Below are 18,979 nucleotides of genomic sequence, written 5' to 3'. Positions count from 1 at the left end.
GGAAAATCGCAGGCGAGCCTACAGCGTGCGGCCATGCGCTTTTTTTATGATTGTTCACATCGGTAAGGCGGGCGACGACAAGGCGTCCGTCACCACAGACACGATGCGCGAACCGATTCCTGTCACGCATTTCAACTCCAAGGGGATAAACATGTCTCGACTCATCGCTCTACTGCTGATTGCAGGCACGGCGGCTCTCGCGGGCTGCAACACCGTCTCGGGTGCGGGCCAGGATATTTCGAAGGGCGGTCAGGCCATTTCGAATTCCGCCGAGGAGCACAAGTAAGCGGCGACTCAGGCTCAGGCGTTCCTTAGCGTTGATGTAGTTCCCTGTCTTCCCGCCACGTTCGCGTGGCGGGAATTTTTTGCGTTGTGATTGCGCGCGACGGGCGATAAAAAACCCGGCCGATGATCGCGCCGGGTTTTGCTTTCTCAGGCGTGAAGCGTCATTGCGTGTCGGGCAATTCCAGCGCCGGCTGCTGCGTGTTGCCGCCCTGCGCGACCAGCACGCGAATCTTCTCCGGCACCAGTTGCGAGAGCGCGTTGCCCGACGGCAGCGTCGTCACGAGCCAGTCCGCGTTCTTGGCGAGGTCGAACGAAGCCGATGTGTAGACCGGCGTCTTCGAGCCCGGCGTGGTCGCGATCAGTTGATACGCGCCGCCGGAGACGTAGAGGGAATCCTGCGTCGTCGCGGGTACGGCGTTCTTGTAGGCGACGCCCGCCATCGTCGGGCTGACGCTCGCGATGCTCGTCCCCGGCGCGACCAGATAGATATCGAGGTTCGGCGCGTTCGTCGACGCGTTGAAGGCGCGCACGCGTGCGCTGCTCGACAGGAGTCCCTTGTCGAACGGATCGTCGATCACCGCGATCGACGGCAGGAAGCCCGCGTCCGGCAGCGCGATCACCGTGTACTCATGCCCTTTCGCCGCGTTCGAGATGCTCGTGTCGGTGGCAAGTTGCGTCGTCGTGTTCACGGCCGCGTAGGAGAAATTGTGCTGGCCGGTGTCGATGTTCGCGAAGTTGGTCACCGTCTTGTAGGCGAGATTCGGTTGCAGGACCTTGCTGTTGTCGTAGAAGTCGACGTTCGGGCCGCTCGGGATCGCGTGAATGAAATGGACCTGCGCCGGGGTGACGCCGATTTCCTTGCCGACATCGTCGGAGCTTCCGCCGCAAGCGGAGAGCAAAGCGGCGACGGCGGCAAGCGCGGCAGCGGTGCGGATGAGCTTCATGGTTCCACCTTCCTTTGTTTTGATCGACACCTTGTTGTCCGGGCCCGGGCGACTGGACGTCCTCGGAATTTCGCGTCTGGTTCGCCGGCCCTGGTTCTTTTCCCTTCCTTGCCCGATCGAACGACGCAAGAGCGCCGCCGATGCGAGTGCCTGCCTTGAGCAATGGACATGCCCCGATGCGGTGCGCGGACGTGGCACGCGTCCGGTCGAGCCTTGCTGGGCAAGGCTTCTCGATTCATTAGAGGAATTATTCGGGAGGTGCAAAACGAGCGCGGCCGGACCGCTCCGCACGATACGGGCGGCCGTTTGGTGGAAGCGTTTCTTACAAGGCTGGCGGGCTCAGGCCAATCCGCGCCGCCGATAGTCAAACCAGAACGAAAGCCCGACCGAAAGCAGAATCACGACCGTCGCGATAACGGTCCACTGCGTGATGATTTCGCCGAGCAGCAGCGCGCCCAGCAAGACGGCGACGACCGGATTCACATAAAGACAACTCGTCGCGACGATCGTGCTCGTATTCCGAATCAGAAAGTTATAAGCGACATACGCCGCCATCGAACCGATCACCACGAGATACACGAACGAAAACCCCGCGCCAACGCTCACCTGCGTGAGCCTTTCGCCCGCCGCCAGCGCGATGCCCGTCGCGATCAGACCGCCCAGCCCGATCTGCAAGGCCGTCGACATCAACAGATCGGACGGTTGCGGCAAACGGCTCGCCAGATGCGCGCCGCCCGCCCAGAAGATCGCCGCGCACAGAATCGCCAATGTGCCGACGGTGGAACTCGGCGACGGATCGCCATGATTGAGCAGCACGATGCCGATCAGCCCCAGCGCCACCGCGAACCATTCGCCCTTAGCAACCCCGCGCCCGCTCAACGCGGTGAAGATCGTCGCGAAAAGCGGCACAGTGGCGACCATCACCGCAGCCGTGCCGGTTCCCACCGTGCGCATGCCGTAGGCCATCATCCCGCTCGACAAACCTTCCAGCAAGGTCCCGACGATCGCCGCATTGCGCACTTCCCGCGCACTCGGCCACACCGCCTTGCGATGCACGGCTATCACGAACAGCCCGACGCCCGCACACAGATTGCGCAAACCGCCGAGCATGAGCGGCGGAAACGACTCGAGCGACAGATGGATCCCAAGATACGTCGAGCCCCACACGAGATAGACGACGGCCAGCGCAAGCGCGACCTGCCCCTTGAAGGAGCGCGGCGCACGAAACGGAAAACGGTCGGGAAAGCTGAACGGCAGACGCGGCGGCGGCAGAGCGGACATGCATTACTCCGCAACGGCTGCGCGCCGGATGACTGCAAACGAGACCGGGAAAGACGCTGCGGCAACGACCAGACTGAACGGCATGGCGGAACGAAGAAGTGCGAGTGCGCGAGGAGAGACCGCACGATCCCCGGGAAAACCCGGAATCCGCGGCGCTCGACATTATGCAGTAAGCGCGCAACGCGATCGCACAACTTTACGAATGGTTGCCAAGACGCCACGCCCCGGTGTAACGTGTCGGCTGCTAACGCGGGGGTCCTGCGTTGCACATCGCGACTTCAATCGGCTTCATCGGTCTGAATCGCTTCGTGCGGCGTGGGTGAGAAATACCCTTTGAACCTGATCTGGATAATGCCAGCGCAGGGAAGCGTTCGGGTTCCAAGGCCTTCAGCATCCACGCCACTTCTTCCGGACCCGTACCTTTCCATCTCGTTCCTCCCTGTTTAGCTCCTGAATCAGCCGAGCTCGACGGCGTTCGTCCGCGTCGAGCCCGGATAAAACCGTCCCACACAGGAGAGACAGCACATGAATGCCAACCCCAAGTTCCTGTCAGAGAACGCCGTCGTCGATGCCGCCGCCATCGCGCCGCTGCCGAACTCGCGCAAGGTCTATGTCGAAGGTTCGACGCCCGACATTCGCGTGCCGATGCGCGAAATCTCGCAATCCGACACCCCCGACGGCTTCGGCGGCGAGAAAAATCCGCCCGTCTATGTGTACGACACGTCCGGCCCGTACACCGATCCGGACGCGAACATCGACATCCGCTCCGGCCTGGCCGCGCTGCGCGGCAAGTGGATCGAAGCGCGCGGCGACACGGAAGCACTGAGCGGCCTGTCGAGCGAATTCGGTCGCGAGCGCGCCGCCGATCCGAAGACGGCCGAACTGCGCTTCCCGGATCTGCATCGTCATCCGCGCCGCGCGATTCCCGGCAAGAACGTCTCGCAGATGCACTACGCGCGGCAAGGCATCATCACGCCGGAGATGGAGTACATCGCGATCCGCGAGAACCAGCGGCGCGCGGAATATCTCGAAAGTCTGAGGCAGAGCGGCCCGAACGGCGAAAAGCTTGCGGCGATGATGGGCCGCCAGCATCCGGGTCAGGCCTTCGGCGCGGCGGCGTTCGGCAAGGACGCGGCAAAGGAAATCACGCCCGAATTCGTGCGCGAGGAAGTGGCGCGCGGCCGCGCGATCATTCCCGCGAACATCAATCACCCGGAAAGCGAGCCGATGATCATCGGCCGCAACTTCCTCGTGAAGATCAACGCGAACATCGGCAATTCGGCGGTGACCTCCTCGATCGGCGAGGAAGTCGACAAGATGACCTGGGCGATCCGCTGGGGCGGCGACACGGTGATGGACCTGTCGACCGGCAAGCATATCCACGAGACGCGCGAGTGGATCATCCGCAATTCGCCGGTGCCGATCGGCACGGTGCCGATCTATCAGGCGCTCGAAAAAGTCAACGGCAAAGCCGAAGACCTGACGTGGGAAATGTTCCGCGACACGCTCATCGAGCAGGCGGAGCAAGGCGTCGACTACTTCACGATCCACGCCGGCGTGCGCCTGCAATACGTGCCGCTGACCGCCAACCGGATGACCGGCATCGTGTCGCGCGGCGGCTCGATCATGGCGAAGTGGTGCCTCGCGCATCACAAGGAAAGCTTCATCTACGAGCACTTCGAAGACATCTGCGAGATCATGAAGCAATACGATGTCTCGTTCTCGCTCGGCGATGGCCTGCGCCCCGGCTCCATCTACGACGCCAACGACGAAGCGCAGCTCGGCGAGCTGAAGACGCTCGGCGAACTGACGCAAGTCGCGTGGAAGCACGACGTGCAGGTGATGATCGAAGGCCCCGGTCACGTGCCGATGCAGCTCATCAAGGAGAACATGGACCTGCAACTGGAATGGTGCGACGAGGCGCCCTTCTACACGCTCGGACCGCTCACGACGGACATCGCGCCGGGTTACGACCACATCACATCGGGCATCGGCGCGGCGATGATCGGCTGGTTCGGCACCGCGATGCTCTGCTACGTCACGCCGAAGGAACACCTCGGCCTGCCGAACAAGGACGACGTGAAGGAAGGCATCATCACCTACAAGCTCGCGGCGCACGCAGCCGATCTGGCGAAAGGCCATCCGGGCGCACAGGTGCGCGACAACGCGCTCTCGAAGGCGCGCTTCGAATTCCGCTGGGAGGACCAGTTCAACCTCGGTCTCGATCCGGACAAGGCGCGCGAATTCCACGACGAAACCCTGCCGAAGGACTCTGCCAAGGTCGCGCACTTCTGCTCGATGTGCGGCCCGCACTTCTGCTCGATGAAGATCACGCAAGACGTGCGCGATTTTGCGGCGAAGCAGGGCCTGAGCGAAAACGAGGCGCTCGCCAAGGGCATGGAGACGAAGGCGATCGAGTTCGTGAAGAAGGGCTCGGAGATCTACCAGCCGACTTGATGCTTCCGGATGGCTGACAACGGCCTGTCGCACGATGCGTGCGGCAGGCCGTTTTTTTATGTGCGTCGGGCGCAAAGCCTTGTCGGGCCTCGTTGTGTGGTTCATCTGACGATTCAGGCACTTTTCCTGCTGAGCAACGAGCGAACCGGCGAAAACGTCGTGACGAACCGCCGCCGATTCACTTCATCATCGAATTGGAGAGTCGACATGAAAACCATCAAACAGATCGGCGCCGCCGCAATGGTCGTTGCGTTTCTCGGAGGACTGACCGCTTGCGGCGACATGACCGCGCGTCAACGGGATACGGCCATCGGCGCGGGTGTGGGCGCGGCAGGCGGCGCGGTGATCGGCGGCAGCGCGCTGTCGACGCTCGGCGGCGCGGCGGTCGGCGGGGTGATCGGCAATCAGGTCGGCAAGTAGCGGGACCGGGTTTCGGGCGGCGAGGCACGCTCGCTTCGCCGCGATTTCGCCTCGTTGTTTCATTTCTGATACGTAAACGTGCGCCGGTAATGCTTTGTCACACTACGCGCAACGACTGACGACATCGTTCGACTAAGCTGCTTCTTAACGGACCCGTTCTCCCCTCATCCGATTCAAGAGTCCGGCAAGCCGTATCGCAAGGAGCAGTACCATGATTTCCGCTCGCAGCATTATCGGACCTGGAAAGGCGGCCGTTGCGCTCGCCGCCGGGCTCATCGTCAGCGGGTGCTATTACCCTTACGGCTATCCGGCCTATCCGCCTTATCCCGTCGTCAATACGGCGTATACGCAGCGGGAATTCGTGGTGCCCGCGCAGGGGGCGTCCGGCACGGCGGCAACATTCACAGGCAGCGCGACGCTCCCGCCGCAATACGAATATGCGGTCGGGTCGCCGTATTCGGACTACTACCAGACGGTTCCGTATTCATACCCCTACTATCCGCCCTATGCCGCCTATCCGGCCTACTACGGTTACGGATATGGCTACGGTTATCCCGCGGTTTCGCTCAGCTTCGGATACTGGGGCGGCGGCGGTTGCTGCTGGGGCGGCGGGTGGCACGGCCACGGCTGGCATGGTGGCGGCTGGCATGGCGGCGGCGGCGGATGGCACGGCGGCGGCGGCAGTAGCTGGCAAGGCGGAGGTGGAGGCTGGCACGGCGGAGGCGGCGGCCACGGGCATTGAGGCGCGCCACGGCATGTTGCATCGGATGAGACAAATGACGAGTTTGCGCATTGACTCGTAACATCACTGCAACATTTTCTGATCGAACCGGCGATTGAGCCGTCACCGCGCGATTGTGCGGCCGGACACTTTCCTTATCCGACAAGGCGTCGGCGGATTTCGCCAGACGATTGGCACGGTTCTGGCTATCTAGTTCCCCAATTACCACGTCGCGAGAGCGACTTTCCGTATCGGGGGATCGGACATGATGGCCTTTGCGTTTTTCCTGTTGTGGATGCTCGCTTCTCTCGGCTTGTTGACGGTGTGGGTGTTCAGACAGACGCCCGCCGTCCAGCGCGATAGCCCCACGCCCGAGGCCATCGCCAAAAGCTGATCGCGCGCCTCGGGCGCGTCCCGTCACGCCCGGGCGCTCCGGGCGTGACGCAATGAATCGGCATTCGCGCCTTGACGCAGGCCGTTCGCGCCCTATTCTTAGTGTGCGCGTTATGCGGATGCTTAAGCCGGTCGCAGCCTGCTGCTGAACATCGAACGTCACGCGCTCTCGCTCATGACGCCCGCAAGGAGCCCCGATGTTCCATCAGCTACTCACCCCGATCGCCCATTCCCTGCTCACTTCGTTCATCGTGGCCGCGCTGCCGATCATCCTCGTGCTCGTGCTGCTCGGCTGGGCGCGCCGCCCGGCGTGGCAGGCGTCGCTCGCGGGCCTGACTCTCGCGCTCGTCATCGCCGTGGCCGGCTGGCATTTTCCGGTCGGGCTCGCGCTCGATTCAGTCGCGGCCGGCGCCGTGTTCGCGCTCTGGCCGGTCATGTGGATCGTCTTCGCCGCGATCCTGCTCTACAACGTCGCGCAGCGCTCGGGGCGTTTCGAGGCGTTTCGCCTGTGGATGGTCGATAACCTGCCGAACGACCGGCGCATCGTGCTCGTCGTGATCGGTTTTTCGTTCGGCGCGCTGCTCGAAGGCATCTCCGGTTTCGGCACGCCCATCGCGATCACGAGTTCGCTGCTGATCCTGCTCGGCTTCCCGACGCTCGAAGCGCTCACCTTCACCCTGATCTTCAACACGGCGCCGGTTGCGTTCGGCGCGCTCGGCGTGCCGATCACCGTGCTCGGCGCCGTCACGCATCTGCCGACCGACGCGCTCGCCAAGATGGTCGGCCGCCAGTTGCCGCTCTTCGCGTTCTTCCTGCCGTTCTACGTGATCGGCGTCTACGCGGGCTTTCGCAACATGACGCGCGTCTGGCCGGTGCTGCTGGTGTCGGGCGGCGCGTTCGCGCTCACGCAGTTCGTCACGTCGAACTACATCAGCTATGCACTGACCGACGTGCTCTCTTCGCTCGTTTCGCTGATCCTGACGATCGCGTTCCTGCGCGTATGGAAGCCCGTCGCGGACGAGCGCTTCGCGGTGAACGTCGAGCGCCTCGGCACCACGCGCTCGACGATTCCGGGCGGACAGGGCTGGCTGCCGTGGATCGTCGTCTCGGTGGTCGTGATCGTGTGGACGGTGCTCAAGATCTTCCTGATCGGCGACGTCAAGGTCGCGTGGCCGGGCCTCGACAAGGCCGTCTATATCACGCTGTACAACCAGCCCTACGGCGCGATCTGGGACTTCCAGCCGCTCGCGACCGGCACCGCGATCCTGGTTGCGTCGATCATCACCGCGCTCCTGGTGAAACTGCCCGCGCGCGAATACGGCGCGGCGATCGTCGATACATGGGTGCAGACGCGCATCGCGATTCTGACGGTCGCGACGATCGTCGGCCTTGCGTATCTGATGAACTACTCGGGCATGAACTACACGCTGGGTCTCGGCGTGGCGTCGGTCGGGCCGTTTTTCCCGCTCGTCTCCGCATTCCTCGGCTGGGTCGCCGTGTTCCTGTCCGGCAGCGACACGTCGGGCAACGCGCTGTTCGGGAACCTGCAGGTGGTCGCGGCGAACCAGCTCAACCTCAATCCGGTGCTGATGGCGGCGACCAACTCGTCGGGCGGCGTGATGGGCAAGATGATCTCGCCGCAAAACATTTCGACCGGCGTCGCGACGACCGAACTCAAAGGCAAGGAAGGCCTCGTGTTCGCGCGCACTTTCTGGCATTCGATCTTGCTCACCGTGCTGCTCGGCGTGCTCGTGTGGCTGCAACAGAACGTGCTGACGTGGATGATCCCGCCGCACTGATTTCCCGCTCTCCCGATTCTTGCGCTTTCGTTGCGCGAACCCATTTTTGGTATGCGCGCGGTGCTAACATGCGCGGACTTTCGATACGTAAACCGAAGTCCGCCCCGCCATGTCACCCGCCAATCTGCTGCAACTGATCGTCCTCGCCGCCCTGTGGGGCGCGTCGTTTCTCTTTATTCGCGTGGGCGTGGCCGAGTTCGGCGTCGCGCCGCTGATGGCTTTGCGGGTCGGCATCGGCGCCGTGTTTCTCGTCGCGATGCTGCTGGCGCGCCGTCCGCTCGCCGCCACGGCCGCGACACTGCGCACGCGCTGGCGGCAGTTGTTCGTCGTCGGCATGCTGAATTCGGCCGCGCCGTTCTGCCTCTTCGCCTATGCCGAACTGACGCTCTCGGCCGGCGCCACGTCGGTCATCAACGCGACGACGCCGCTCTTCGGCGCGCTCGTCGCCTACGTGTGGCTTCGGGATCGCCTGACTACCGCGCGCACGATCGGCATGGCCATCGGCTTCGCCGGCGTGCTCGTGCTGGTGTGGAATCAGATCGCCCCGGAACAGGCGGGCCACGATGCCCCGCTGCCCGTTCAGGGCATGCTCGCGGCGGCGGCGGCACTCGCGGCGTCGGCGCTTTACGGTGTGGCGGGCAACTTCGCGAAGAAGTACCTGATGGACGTCGACGCGATGACCAATGCCGCCGGCAGCATGATCGGCGCGACCCTCGCGCTTGTGCCGATCGCGCTCCTCACGTGGCCCGCCGCGCCGATTTCTGCGCATGCGTGGGGTGCGGTGCTCGCGCTCGGCATTGGCTGCACGGGTGTCGCGTACTTCATCTATTTTCATCTGATCACGGTTGCGGGCCCCGCGCGCGCCATGACCGTGACCTTCATCATCCCGCTCTTCGGGATTTTGTGGGGTGCGCTGTTTCTGGGCGAGCACGTTTCGCCCGTGATGCTGGCAGGGTGCGCGATCGTGCTCGCGGGTACCGCGCTCGCCACGGGCGTCGTGAAGCGCGTGCCCTTCATCGGACGACGCAAACTCGCGCCATGAACTGGCCACCAAGGCTCGCAACGCGTTCTAATCCCCCCGCACCGGCCCTCTCCCCGCCTTGATCGCCCCGCGCTTCACCTTGCCTTCAACGCGGCGCAATTGCGAAGCCCGCGTCGGCTTGGTCGCAACGCGCTTGCGCCGCGTAACAGAGACGCTTCGAATCAGTTCGTCGAGCCGCGCGAGCGCCGCTGCCCGGTTCATATCCTGCGTACGATGCTCCTGCGCCTTGATGACGATCACGCCTTCCCGCGTGACGCGGCTGTCGCTGAGCGCGAGCAGACGCGCCTTGATGTGCTCCGGCAGCGACGACGCGCGGATGTCGAAGCGCAGATGGATCGCGCTCGACACCTTGTTGACGTTCTGACCGCCCGCGCCCTGCGCGCGCACGGCCGTCAGCTCGATTTCGTTCGGCGGCACGGCGAGGCTGTCGGTCATCGTCATCGATCGCTCCTTTATCCAGCATTCATGCCAGACGGCGCATTCTCGCAGCAAGCCCGGAATCGCGCCGCGTCGGCTCTCTCACGGCCTGCGCGAAGATCGCCGCCGAGCCGATCACGTCGACCCTGCGCTTTGCCCGCGTGATCGCGGTATAAACCAGTTCGCGCGACAGCACACGCACGAACGTGCCCGGCAACACGAGCGCCGCGTGCTCGAACTCCGAGCCTTGCGACTTGTGCACGGTCAGGGCGAAGGCGGTGTCGTGCGGCGGCAGCGCGGCGGGCGATACATAGCGCAGCGAGCCATCGGCGATGCGAAACGCCACGCGCAACAAGCCGTCCGCGCCCGGCAGCGCAATGCCGATATCGCCGTTGAAAAGTCCGAGCGCATAGTCGTTGCGCGTGACGATGACCGGCCGCCCGGCGAACCACTGTGCACCCAGCGCAAGCGCGATGCCCGCCTGCTCGCGCACTTTCGCCGCGATGCGCGCGTTCACCTCGTCGACGCCGCGCGGACCCTTGCGCGTCGCGCACAGCACGCGGAAGCGGTTGAGCGCGTCGAAGAGCCGGGCGTGATCGTCCTCTTCGTCATCGAGCACGGCGGACAGCGCCTCGGCATAGGGCGCGAAACCTTTGGCAAGGCGCGCGAGCGTGCGCTCGGCGAGCGTCGCGTCGCCATCGTCGAAGAGCACGGCCGCGCGCTCGCCGGACGGATCGAGCGCGTCGAGCGCGGCCTTTTCGTCGCCGTCGCGGATCGCGATCGACAAACGGCCGATGTCCGAATCGAGTCCGAAGCGATAGTTCTTCTGCAACCAGACGACGCAATCCGTGAGCGCGGGCGCCGATTCCGCGCCGCTGCCGGTCCAGTCTTCGGGCAGCGTATCGAATAGTTCGTCGTAGCCTTCCGACTCGTCGACGGGCGCGGAATCGAACAAATCGAGTTGCGGCTCACTCGACCGATGCGGCTCGACGGCGCGCGCTTCGGCGTGCGGCAGCGCCGCCTCCAGCCGCTTCGCATCGACCGACAGCGCCGTCGCGATGCGCGCGACGCCCGCGCCGCTGAACGACGGCGCCGCGCTCAGTTCGGCGAACACCGCGCCCGCCTCCACGGCCGCGAGCTGATCCTTGTCGCCGAGCATCACGAGACGGGCCGCGGGAGCCACGGCTTCGAGCAGATGCGCGGCGAGCGCGACATCGATCATCGAGGCTTCGTCGACGACGATCACGTCGTACGGCAACGGATTGTCGCGATGATGCCGGAAGCGCCCGTCCGCCTGCACGCCGAGCAGGCGCTGCAAGGTGAACGAGGTGCGCGGCAAACGCTCGGCGAGTTCGGGCGGCAGCTTGTCCGCGCGTTCGATGAGCGCCTCCTGCATGCGCTGCGCGGCCTTGCCGGTCGGCGCGGCGAGCGCGATGCGCAAGCCCGGATGGGCGTCGAGCAGACACGCCAGCACGCCGACGACCGTCGTCGTCTTGCCGGTGCCCGGCCCGCCGCTCACGATCGTCAGCCGTCCCGCCAGCGCGACGAACGCGGCGACGCGCTGCCAGTCGATCTCGTCGTCGGCGCGCGGGCCGAAATAGCGCGCGATACGCTCGGCCTGCCGCAAGACGGCCTGTTGCGAAATCTGCACGCGCGCCGCGCGCGAGCGCTCGACGAGCGCCTCGGCGAGCCGCCGCTCGTAGTCGAAATAGCGCGCGAGATAGAGCCGCCCGTTCTCGTCGATGACGAGCGGCAGCAGATCGGCCGCATCCGTGCGCGCACCGCCGCGCACGAGGCACGCGACTCCGCTTGCGAGCAGCCCGTCGCGCGCCTCGTCGAAGCGTGCATCATGGCGACGCGCAAGCGCGCCGAGCGGCACGCACACATGGCCTTGCGCAGTCGCGCGGCTGATCGCGAGCGCGGCGCGTTCCGCCCACAGCACGCCGCGTTCGTCCGCGCCGAGCCGCGCCGCGAGCGCGCTCATGCGCCGCGCGAAGCCTTCCGCGAGCGCCGCGTTCTCGTCCGCGGGCGCGGGCGCGGCGCGCGCCGTTTCGATGGCATCGGGCGTGCTCATGCCGCGCCTCCGGACATCAGGCGATCGAGCGCCTCCACCAGTTCCCGCGAGGGCCGGCCGCGATGCACGCCGGCAGGCGACTCGCCATCTCGCCAGTCGGGGCGTACGCCGCGCACGAAGAGATACAGATAGCCGCCGATATGCGTGTCGTACGCATAACCCGCCAGGCGCGCGCGCAGATAGCGATGCAGCGCGACCACGTAGATGAGCGCCTGCAGATGATAGGCATGCTCGCTCATCGCGACGGCAAGCGGCGCGGCGGCATAGTCCGATACGGCGTCGCCCAGATGATTCGACTTCCAGTCGATGATCCAGTAGCGCCCGTCGTGCTCGACGATCATGTCGATGAATCCCTTGATGAATCCGCGCAACGCGCCGCTTTCGAGCGCGACGTCGGGAAAGCCGTGCGCGGCGAGCAGACGCCGCAGCGCAGTGAAATCGAGCGTCTCGGCTGAGAACAGGAACTCCAGCTCGTTCATGCGACGCGTCATCGCGATGCGCTGAAGCTGCAGGCCGGGCGCGATTTCGGTGGCGAGCGTATCGGCGAGCAAGCGCAGCATCATCGGACGCAGACGCGGCGCGAGCGCCTCGGGCGCGGGCGTCGGATGCTCGTGCAACGCGCGCTCGACGGCGCTGTCCCAGCCCGAAGGCGCCATGAAATCGGCCAGCTCGAACATGCGGTGCAGACATTCGCCCGCCGCCGCGCCGCGCGGGAACGCGAGAATGTCGTCGGCGGCGAGTGCGGGCGCTTCGGTCCGCACGATGTCCTTGAGCGCGGCAAGCTCGTCGTGATCGGGACGCGCTTCGGCCGGCTGCGCCTGATTCGCCTCGTCGCGCGCGCCGGCGGCGATCAGCGAACTGAAGCTCGCCATGCGCCAGCGATCGCGCAGAATGCGCTTGTTCGTGCGCGCGGCGATCTCGTGTGCGCCCGACGTATCCGCGACGAGCGGCTCGCGCATGTCGATGACCGGCAGCGGCGCGACGCCGATCGCGCCGTTCGCCTGCGCCGCGAGCGCGTGCCACGCGGCGGCGATATCCGCTTCCTCGGGCGGTTCATGGCAGAACGCATCGAAGTCGCGCCCCTTGCCCGCGACGAGCCAGTTGAGCACGCTGCGGCGCGATTCCTTCGTCGAGCGGCTCGACATATAGACCCCTGCGACGACGTAGCAGCGGAACACCGCGCGCGTCAGCGCGACATACACGAGGCGCGCGCGTTCGGCCGCCTGCTCGCGCGCGATGGCCGCGCTCACGTTTTCGTCCTCGTCGGCCTCGATGCCGTAATGCAGCACCGCAACGCCCGCGTCGTCGTGATACTCGCGCGCATCGGGCAAGCCTGTTTTCGACGCATCGCGCGCGGTTCCATCGTTCAGGAACGGACAGAACACGACCGCGTACTCCAGCCCCTTCGACTTGTGAATGGTCACGATCTGCACGAGATTGCGGTCGGATTCGAGGCGCAGTTGCGCTTCTTCGCCGCCGCCCTGCTGCTCGCGTTGCGCGGCCAGCCAGCGCAGCGTCGGCGCGATGCCGGGCTGCTCGGCCGAGCGCGCCTGCAAAAGCTCCGCGAGATGATTGACGTTCGTGAGCCGGCGCTCGCCATCGGCGCGCGCGACCAGACGCGTCGCGATCGACAGCTCGCGCGCGAGCGTGCGCCACATCACCGCGAAACCGCGCTCGTGCCAGATCGTGCGATAGCGCGAAAAGCGCTCGACCCAGCTCGTCGAATCGATCGGCTCGCCGTGCGGATCGGCCGCGTCCGCGTGTTCGAGCCGCCAGAGCGCGGCGGCATCCAGACCGAACCAGTCGGTGGCAAGCGCGGCGCGCAGGCGGCGCAAATCACCGGGCGTGTCGATGGCGGCGAGCACGCGCTCGATCTGCTCAGCGTCGAGCGAACCGAATACCGACGCCTGCGCCAGTTCCACGCTGCCGATACCCCACGCCGCGAGCACGCGCTTCACGAGGCTGCCCTGCCGATGCGTCTGCACGAGCACGGCGATATCGCCCGCCGAAAGCGGCCGTGCGCCGATACGCACCTCGCCGCGCTGCGCCCCGCGCAAGAGCCGGGCGATCTCGGCGGCGCAGGCTTCGGCGGCATCGCGCTGCGCGTTCGTTTTCAGAAGCGCGGATTCGCCGTGCGGCAGCATCCACACGCAGAAATCCGCGATGTCCGAATACGCGGCGGCGGGCGTTTCGTCGATGAACGGGCCGCGTTTGCGGGTACCCGCGCGCACCGGCTGGTAGTCGAGGCCATCGAGAATGAACGCAGCCGGATTCGCTTCGAACAGGCGGTTGCATGCCTCGATGATCGGCGGCGTCGAGCGCTGATTGACCGCGAGCGTATAGCGCGCGCTCGCGCCGTGGCGCGCGGCGAGATAGGTGTGCAGGTCGGCGGCGCGGAAGCTGTAGATCGCCTGCTTCGGATCGCCGACGAGAAAGAGCGGGCCGTGCGGCGCGAACACGCGGTTGAAGATCGCGTATTGCAGCGGGTCCGTGTCCTGGAATTCGTCGATGAGCGCGGCCGGATAGCGCGTGCGCAGCGCTTCGGCGAGCCACGCGTGCCGGACCAGCGCGTGATGAAGGTTCGACAGCAGATCGTCGAACGACACGACGCGGCGCGCGCGCTTTCTCGCGGCAAGCTCCGCCGGCGCGTGACCGAGCCACTCGCGCACGACGTCGAGCCACATCGCGCGCTGCGATGCTTCGGCTGCGGCGGCGGACGCGGCGAGCATATCGGCATGATCGAAAAAGGCGTGCGCGGGCGGCGTGTTCCTGAGCTTGGTTCCCTTCGCCAGCGCGCTCGCCGTGAGCTTGAGCGCGCGCTCGGGCGGCGGCGCGTGACAGTCGCCTTCGGCGAAATACGAAGTCCAGGCGTCGATGGCTTCACTGACGATCTTCGCGCTGTAGCTGTTGCCCTTGAGCGCGCCCTGCGCGTCCGCAAGCAGCTTGACGATGGTGTCGCGCTCGGCGTTCCACAGCGCGCAGGCCTCTTCGAACAGCGCCTGCACGTCAGCGGCCTGAGTTGCCTCGGCGCCGCCCCAGCGCAGTGCCGCGAGCGGCTTCTTCAGACGCCGTGCGAGCTGCGCATCGAGCGATGCGGGCCCTGCGCCCTTCGCGACGAGCCACGACGCGAACGACGGCGTGCGCGCCGCCACCGGCTCGACGCGTTCGCGCCAGAAATCCGCCGCGAGTTCGAAGCGCAGCGCACTGTCGTCGGCTTCCATGTCGAACGCGAACGGCATCGCGGCGGCGAACGGCGCTTCCTGCAGCGCGCGCTGACAGAACGCGTGAATCGTGTGGATCGCGGCCTGATCGAACGTGGCCACGGCGATGCGCAGACGTTTGGCGGCCTCGTCGGCGTCGATGTCGGCGAGCGTCGTTTCGAAGAGCCGCTCGATGAACGGATCGCCGGCAGCATCGCCGTTCTCGATCGCGTGCGCGACGCCCGCGAGCCGCGAACGGATGCGCTCGTGCAGCTCGGCGGTCGCCGCCTTCGTGAAGGTGACGACGAGTATCTGCTCGACGCTGAGCCGCTTCTCCAGCAACAGGCGCACATACAGCGCGCAGATGTTCCAGGTCTTGCCCGTGCCGGCGGAAGCCTCGATCTGGTTCACGCCGTCGAGCGCGCAAGCGAAGACGTCGAGTTCCTGCACGGTGTCGTCCACAAATGATGTCGTCATGCGCCGCTCCGCAGATGTTGCACGAGCGGGTCGTACACGATGCGCGCGAATGCGGCGAAGGTATCGTCGAGCGCGAGGTCCGTGCCTCGGAACGCGATGCGAAATACGGGGTCATCGGATTCGGCGCGCGTGCGTTCGGATTCCCACGCGGCCTGCGCTTTCGAATCGCCCTCCTTCACCTTGAGCCACGCGCTCTTCGGAAAGAATCTGAGCGGCATGCGCCGTCCCGCGCGATAAAGCGCGGCGAGCGCCGCCAGATGCGCGAGCGGATCGGTGACGGGCGTCAACTCGAAATCCGCCGATTGCGCACCGCGTCCGTGCCATATCGTGCGGCGCGGGCCTTCGGGCAGCGCCGCGCAGTAGGCGAGATGCGCGAGCCATGCGGACAGGTAATCGCGCGCGCGGGGCGCGTCATAGCGATAGATCACCTGGCCCTGCGGCGTCAGCGCGTTGAGCGTGCCGACGAGCGTCATCAGCCGCACGTCGGCGAGCGCGTCGTCATAGGCACCGAACAGCGCGACACCGGCCGTGTCGGGCCAGCGTGGCGCGAGATCGAGCGAGAACGGCAGACGCTCGACGCCCGCCGCCGTCGACGCGCGCACGCGCTCCGCCAGAAGACCCAGCGCATGCAGCTCGCGCGCCTGCCACACGCCGCCTGTCGCGCCGCCCGGCATTTCCGGACTCGCGCGCGCGACGCGTCTCGCACGTTCGCGCGCGGCGCGGTCGCCATCTTCGGCGGCTTCGAGCAGCGCGGGCAACACGCGCGCGGCAAGCGCGTCGCGGCCCGCGAAGCCCAGTTCGAACGGCTCATTGGCGTCGAGTTCGGCCTCGGCGTCCACCAGCGCGATGCCGAGCCGGTCACGCAGAAGCGCGCGCGCAGGATGGCGCCAGAAGCGCACGAAATCATCGAAGGCGACTGTCTGCACGTCGTCTTCCTGCGGCAAGGGCGTGGAGAAAAATCGCGCGACAGGCTGCGTCTTTCCCGACTCCAGCGCGTGGGCAAGCTCGGCACGCTCGGGTTCGTAGGTGAAGAGCCGGCCATCCTGATGGAAATAATCGGGCGCATAAGGCTGCAACGGATGCTCGAAGACGAAGCCCGCGCGCGCCTGCCCGAGTTCGTCCGGACTCGCATGCTTGCCGGCGACGGAGCGCGCCAGATAGTCGAGCAGTTCGTCGATCAACGCGGCGGGCGGCAGCACGGCATTGCCGCGGATGCTGCGCCCCGTGTACGCGATCATCAGCCGGTCGCGCGCCGCGAGCACCAGATCGAGAAACAGGTTGCGCTCGTCGTCGCGGCGCTGGCGGTCGCCGAGCTTGCCGAAGCGCGCCATCAGGTCGAACTCGTCGGCGCGCGTGAGGCTCGGCAACATGCCGTCGTCCATGCCGAGCAGGCAGACCACGCGATACGGCAACCCGCGCAGGCTCGTCAGCGACGAGAAAGTGACGCCGCCCCACGGCACGCCGCCGCGCGCGGGATCGTCGAGCGTATCGGTGAGCGCCGTGCGGATCACGGCGGCGGATACCTCGGTTGCGCCCGCGCCTTCGTCCATCGCGACGATGAGCGAATCGATCGCGCGGCGCACGTCGCCGACCGAATCGGTGAAGGCGACGCCCGTGTCGAAGAAGCGTTCGAGCGCATCGCGCAGCAGATCGCCCCAGGCGCGGGCCGTACGCGGCGTCGCGATGCGTTCGGCGAACGCGTCGATGTCGTCGACGAAGCGCGTGAGGCGGCCGAGCAGTTCGGCGTCCGAGCCGTTCGCGCCTTCTATCGGCAGCCACTCGGCCACCGGCGCGCCGCCGCCCGGCAACGCGTAGCCGAGATAGAGACGCGTCAGCGCATCGGAGAAGGTGTGACGGGCGGCGGGCACGTCGGCGGCGGTGACGTCTTCCGGGCGCAAGCCGCGCCGCGCGCCCGCTGCCGCAAGCCACGCCTGCGCGGTTTCGAGCGCGATGGCGTCGATGCCGTAACGTGCCGCGATCGCGTCCACGCGCAGCCATTCCACGAGTTCGGGCGCGCCGACGCTGCGCTCGGTGAGCGCGAGCCAGTCGATGAGCGCGCGCGCGACGGGATTCGCCTGCGACGGCGGCAGGCCCGTGATGCGATACGGAATGCGCCGCCGCTCGTTGCTCGCGCCCGCCGGCGCGGTGCCGAAAATGCCGTCGATGAGCGGCCCCGCCACCGCGAGATCCGGAAACGCGACCAGCACGTCCGAGGGTTCCAGGCCTTCGATCGTGTCGAACCAGTCGAGCAGGCGGTCGTGCAGCACTTCGAGCTGGCGCGACAGGCTGTGACACACGTGCACTTCGATGCCAGTCTCGACGATGTCCTCAGGCTGCGGTCCGGCGTTCTCGTCGTCGAGCGCGAGGATTCCGTTCTGCACGCGCGCGAGCCATGTAGGCGCGGCGTTGTCTTCGAAAAGCTGCCGCTCGCTCGACGCCGCGCGCTCGGTCAGTTCGTGCAGCATGTGCAGTTGCGCCTGCGTCTGCCGTCCCCACTCCGCGAGCAGCGGATGACCGACTTCCTGAAAGTCCGCTTCACCCTTCAGTTCCAGTTGCTCGACGCGCGCCTCGCTCACGATGTCGAACCAGAACTCGCGGCAAGGATTCTGCGCATAGACACGCACGTCGATCCAGCGCGACAACTCGCGCAACAGCGCGATATGCAGCGGCGGCATCGTCGGCAGCGCGAATACGCTGATGCGGCGCGGCCATTGCGCGCGCATGACGGCGTCGAGATCGAGTTCGGGGGCATCGGCGAGAAAGCGGTAGGCGGGCGGCGTCGGGTCTTTCGCTTCGCCGTCGGCGTCTGTGTCGCGCGCGAGGTCCGCGAGCAAGGCGCGCCAGAGCGCGGCCTGCCAGCGTTCGTCCTCGCGCTGGATATCGTTCGCGCCCGCCAGGCGCGGGCCGCGCGCATCGATCTCCGTGCCGCTGCCCGCCAGAATCGAGCCGCCCGCCTGCCAGTGCGTGAGCCATTCGGGGCGATACGTCAGATAGTGGTCGAAGACCGTCGCGATGCGCCGCGCGAGTTCGTAACGCATCGAATCGTCGGCGGCGCTCAGATACGTGGACAGCCGCGCCGAATCGCCGAACGACGGATCTTCGAACAGCCGGTAGCAGCGCCACGCGAGCCGGTCCGGCGCGAACGGCGAATGCGCGGGCACGGGCAGCACGCGCCCGATCTGCGCCCATAGCCATTGCGCGAGATAACAAAAATCAACATTCGCGCAGATGCCGAAGCGCTCGGCCATGTCGAGTTCGAGCCGCCGGCGCACGGCGGCGCTCGGCACGATGACGGCTTCGCGCGCGAAGGGATCGCTCTCGCGCATCGCGAAGGCGTCGAGGTCTTCGAAGAGCGCGGCGGCGAGTGTCTCGTGACGGTTCGAGTAGAAGAGTTCGAGCATGGAAAGCGGCCTCGAAAGGCGCGATTTGAAAAGCTTTGTGAGAGTTCAGGCGCCAGCATAGCAAAGCA

At 66.3% G+C, this 18,979-nt stretch carries 13 protein-coding genes and 1 riboswitch; of the genes, 7 read left to right on the top strand and 6 right to left on the bottom strand.

What is annotated here, in order from left to right; genetic code table 11:
* The first annotated feature begins 151 nt into the window (after window positions 1–151).
* Window positions 152–286: an entericidin A/B family lipoprotein gene (locus BTHE68_RS04410; protein ID WP_035936257.1), complete on the top strand. Its 135-nt coding sequence runs from the start codon at window positions 152–154 to the stop codon at window positions 284–286.
* Between the two features lie 160 nt (window positions 287–446).
* Here the strand turns inward: BTHE68_RS04410 and BTHE68_RS04405 are convergent, their stop codons facing one another.
* Complete coding sequence (locus tag BTHE68_RS04405; RefSeq protein WP_162065306.1) at window positions 447–1,229, bottom strand: DUF4397 domain-containing protein; 783 nt, start codon at window positions 1,227–1,229, stop codon at window positions 447–449.
* 339 nt (window positions 1,230–1,568) lie between these two features.
* Complete coding sequence (locus BTHE68_RS04400) at window positions 1,569–2,510, bottom strand: EamA family transporter (RefSeq protein ID WP_162065305.1); 942 nt, start codon at window positions 2,508–2,510, stop codon at window positions 1,569–1,571.
* 241 nt (window positions 2,511–2,751) lie between these two features.
* Window positions 2,752–2,894, top strand: a riboswitch (TPP riboswitch).
* A 141-nt stretch (window positions 2,895–3,035) separates the two neighbouring features.
* Between BTHE68_RS04400 and thiC the strand changes: the two genes are divergently transcribed.
* The 6 genes from thiC to BTHE68_RS04375 all read left to right on the top strand — a co-directional run bounded on the left by thiC (window position 3,036) and on the right by BTHE68_RS04375 (window position 9,342).
* Window positions 3,036–4,967, top strand: coding sequence for a phosphomethylpyrimidine synthase ThiC (gene thiC / locus BTHE68_RS04395; RefSeq protein WP_162065304.1), 1,932 nt, complete (start codon window positions 3,036–3,038; stop codon window positions 4,965–4,967).
* Between the two features lie 240 nt (window positions 4,968–5,207).
* Window positions 5,208–5,387, top strand: coding sequence for a YMGG-like glycine zipper-containing protein (locus BTHE68_RS04390; RefSeq protein ID WP_502710579.1), 180 nt, complete (start codon window positions 5,208–5,210; stop codon window positions 5,385–5,387).
* A gap of 211 nt (window positions 5,388–5,598) precedes the next feature.
* Window positions 5,599–6,129, top strand: coding sequence for a hypothetical protein (locus tag BTHE68_RS04385; RefSeq protein ID WP_162065302.1), 531 nt, complete (start codon window positions 5,599–5,601; stop codon window positions 6,127–6,129).
* A 244-nt stretch (window positions 6,130–6,373) separates the two neighbouring features.
* Window positions 6,374–6,502, top strand: a complete 129-nt coding sequence (locus tag BTHE68_RS37140; RefSeq protein ID WP_286202780.1) for a hypothetical protein — start codon at window positions 6,374–6,376, stop codon at window positions 6,500–6,502.
* Between the two features lie 196 nt (window positions 6,503–6,698).
* Window positions 6,699–8,300: an L-lactate permease gene (locus tag BTHE68_RS04380; protein WP_162065301.1), complete on the top strand. Its 1,602-nt coding sequence runs from the start codon at window positions 6,699–6,701 to the stop codon at window positions 8,298–8,300.
* Window positions 8,301–8,409: 109 nt separating this feature from the next.
* Window positions 8,410–9,342, top strand: coding sequence for a DMT family transporter (locus BTHE68_RS04375; RefSeq protein ID WP_162065300.1), 933 nt, complete (start codon window positions 8,410–8,412; stop codon window positions 9,340–9,342).
* 27 nt (window positions 9,343–9,369) lie between these two features.
* Here the strand turns inward: BTHE68_RS04375 and arfB are convergent, their stop codons facing one another.
* The 4 genes from arfB to recC are packed head-to-tail and all read right to left on the bottom strand — an operon-like array spanning window position 9,370 to window position 18,911.
* A complete protein-coding gene (gene arfB, locus BTHE68_RS04370) occupies window positions 9,370–9,783 on the bottom strand; it encodes an alternative ribosome rescue aminoacyl-tRNA hydrolase ArfB (protein WP_162065299.1) in 414 nt (137 codons plus the stop codon).
* Between the two features lie 22 nt (window positions 9,784–9,805).
* On the bottom strand, window positions 9,806–11,833 hold the full coding sequence (locus BTHE68_RS04365) for an AAA family ATPase (RefSeq protein WP_162065298.1): 2,028 nt from the start codon (window positions 11,831–11,833) through the stop codon (window positions 9,806–9,808).
* A complete protein-coding gene (gene recB, locus BTHE68_RS04360; RefSeq protein ID WP_162065297.1) occupies window positions 11,830–15,510 on the bottom strand; it encodes an exodeoxyribonuclease V subunit beta in 3,681 nt (1,226 codons plus the stop codon). Before recB ends, BTHE68_RS04365 begins: the two co-directional genes overlap by 4 nt.
* The gene (gene recC / locus BTHE68_RS04355) at window positions 15,507–18,911 is read right to left on the bottom strand and encodes an exodeoxyribonuclease V subunit gamma (RefSeq protein WP_162065296.1); all 3,405 of its coding nucleotides are present in this window, start codon (window positions 18,909–18,911) and stop codon (window positions 15,507–15,509) included. Before recC ends, recB begins: the two co-directional genes overlap by 4 nt.
* Window positions 18,912–18,979: the final 68 nt, after the last annotated feature.

The sequence above is a fragment of the Burkholderia sp. THE68 genome (assembly GCF_009938265.1).
Classification (GTDB): Bacteria; Pseudomonadota; Gammaproteobacteria; order Burkholderiales; family Burkholderiaceae; genus Caballeronia.
This window is presented reverse-complemented; position numbering and strand designations above follow the sequence as displayed.

What these genes read in the sequence shown, in the direction of transcription:
- BTHE68_RS04410 (WP_035936257.1), top strand. Translation starts at nt 152, where the DNA reads ATGTCTCGACTCATCGCTCTACTGCTGATTGCAGGCACGGCGGCTCTC.
- BTHE68_RS04405 (WP_162065306.1), bottom strand. Translation starts at nt 1,229, where the DNA reads ATGAAGCTCATCCGCACCGCTGCCGCGCTTGCCGCCGTCGCCGCTTTG.
- BTHE68_RS04400 (WP_162065305.1), bottom strand. Translation starts at nt 2,510, where the DNA reads ATGTCCGCTCTGCCGCCGCCGCGTCTGCCGTTCAGCTTTCCCGACCGT.
- thiC (WP_162065304.1), top strand. Translation starts at nt 3,036, where the DNA reads ATGAATGCCAACCCCAAGTTCCTGTCAGAGAACGCCGTCGTCGATGCC.
- BTHE68_RS04390 (WP_502710579.1), top strand. Translation starts at nt 5,208, where the DNA reads ATGGTCGTTGCGTTTCTCGGAGGACTGACCGCTTGCGGCGACATGACC.
- BTHE68_RS04385 (WP_162065302.1), top strand. Translation starts at nt 5,599, where the DNA reads ATGATTTCCGCTCGCAGCATTATCGGACCTGGAAAGGCGGCCGTTGCG.
- BTHE68_RS37140 (WP_286202780.1), top strand. Translation starts at nt 6,374, where the DNA reads ATGATGGCCTTTGCGTTTTTCCTGTTGTGGATGCTCGCTTCTCTCGGC.
- BTHE68_RS04380 (WP_162065301.1), top strand. Translation starts at nt 6,699, where the DNA reads ATGTTCCATCAGCTACTCACCCCGATCGCCCATTCCCTGCTCACTTCG.
- BTHE68_RS04375 (WP_162065300.1), top strand. Translation starts at nt 8,410, where the DNA reads ATGTCACCCGCCAATCTGCTGCAACTGATCGTCCTCGCCGCCCTGTGG.
- arfB (WP_162065299.1), bottom strand. Translation starts at nt 9,783, where the DNA reads ATGACGATGACCGACAGCCTCGCCGTGCCGCCGAACGAAATCGAGCTG.
- BTHE68_RS04365 (WP_162065298.1), bottom strand. Translation starts at nt 11,833, where the DNA reads ATGAGCACGCCCGATGCCATCGAAACGGCGCGCGCCGCGCCCGCGCCC.
- recB (WP_162065297.1), bottom strand. Translation starts at nt 15,510, where the DNA reads ATGACGACATCATTTGTGGACGACACCGTGCAGGAACTCGACGTCTTC.
- recC (WP_162065296.1), bottom strand. Translation starts at nt 18,911, where the DNA reads ATGCTCGAACTCTTCTACTCGAACCGTCACGAGACACTCGCCGCCGCG.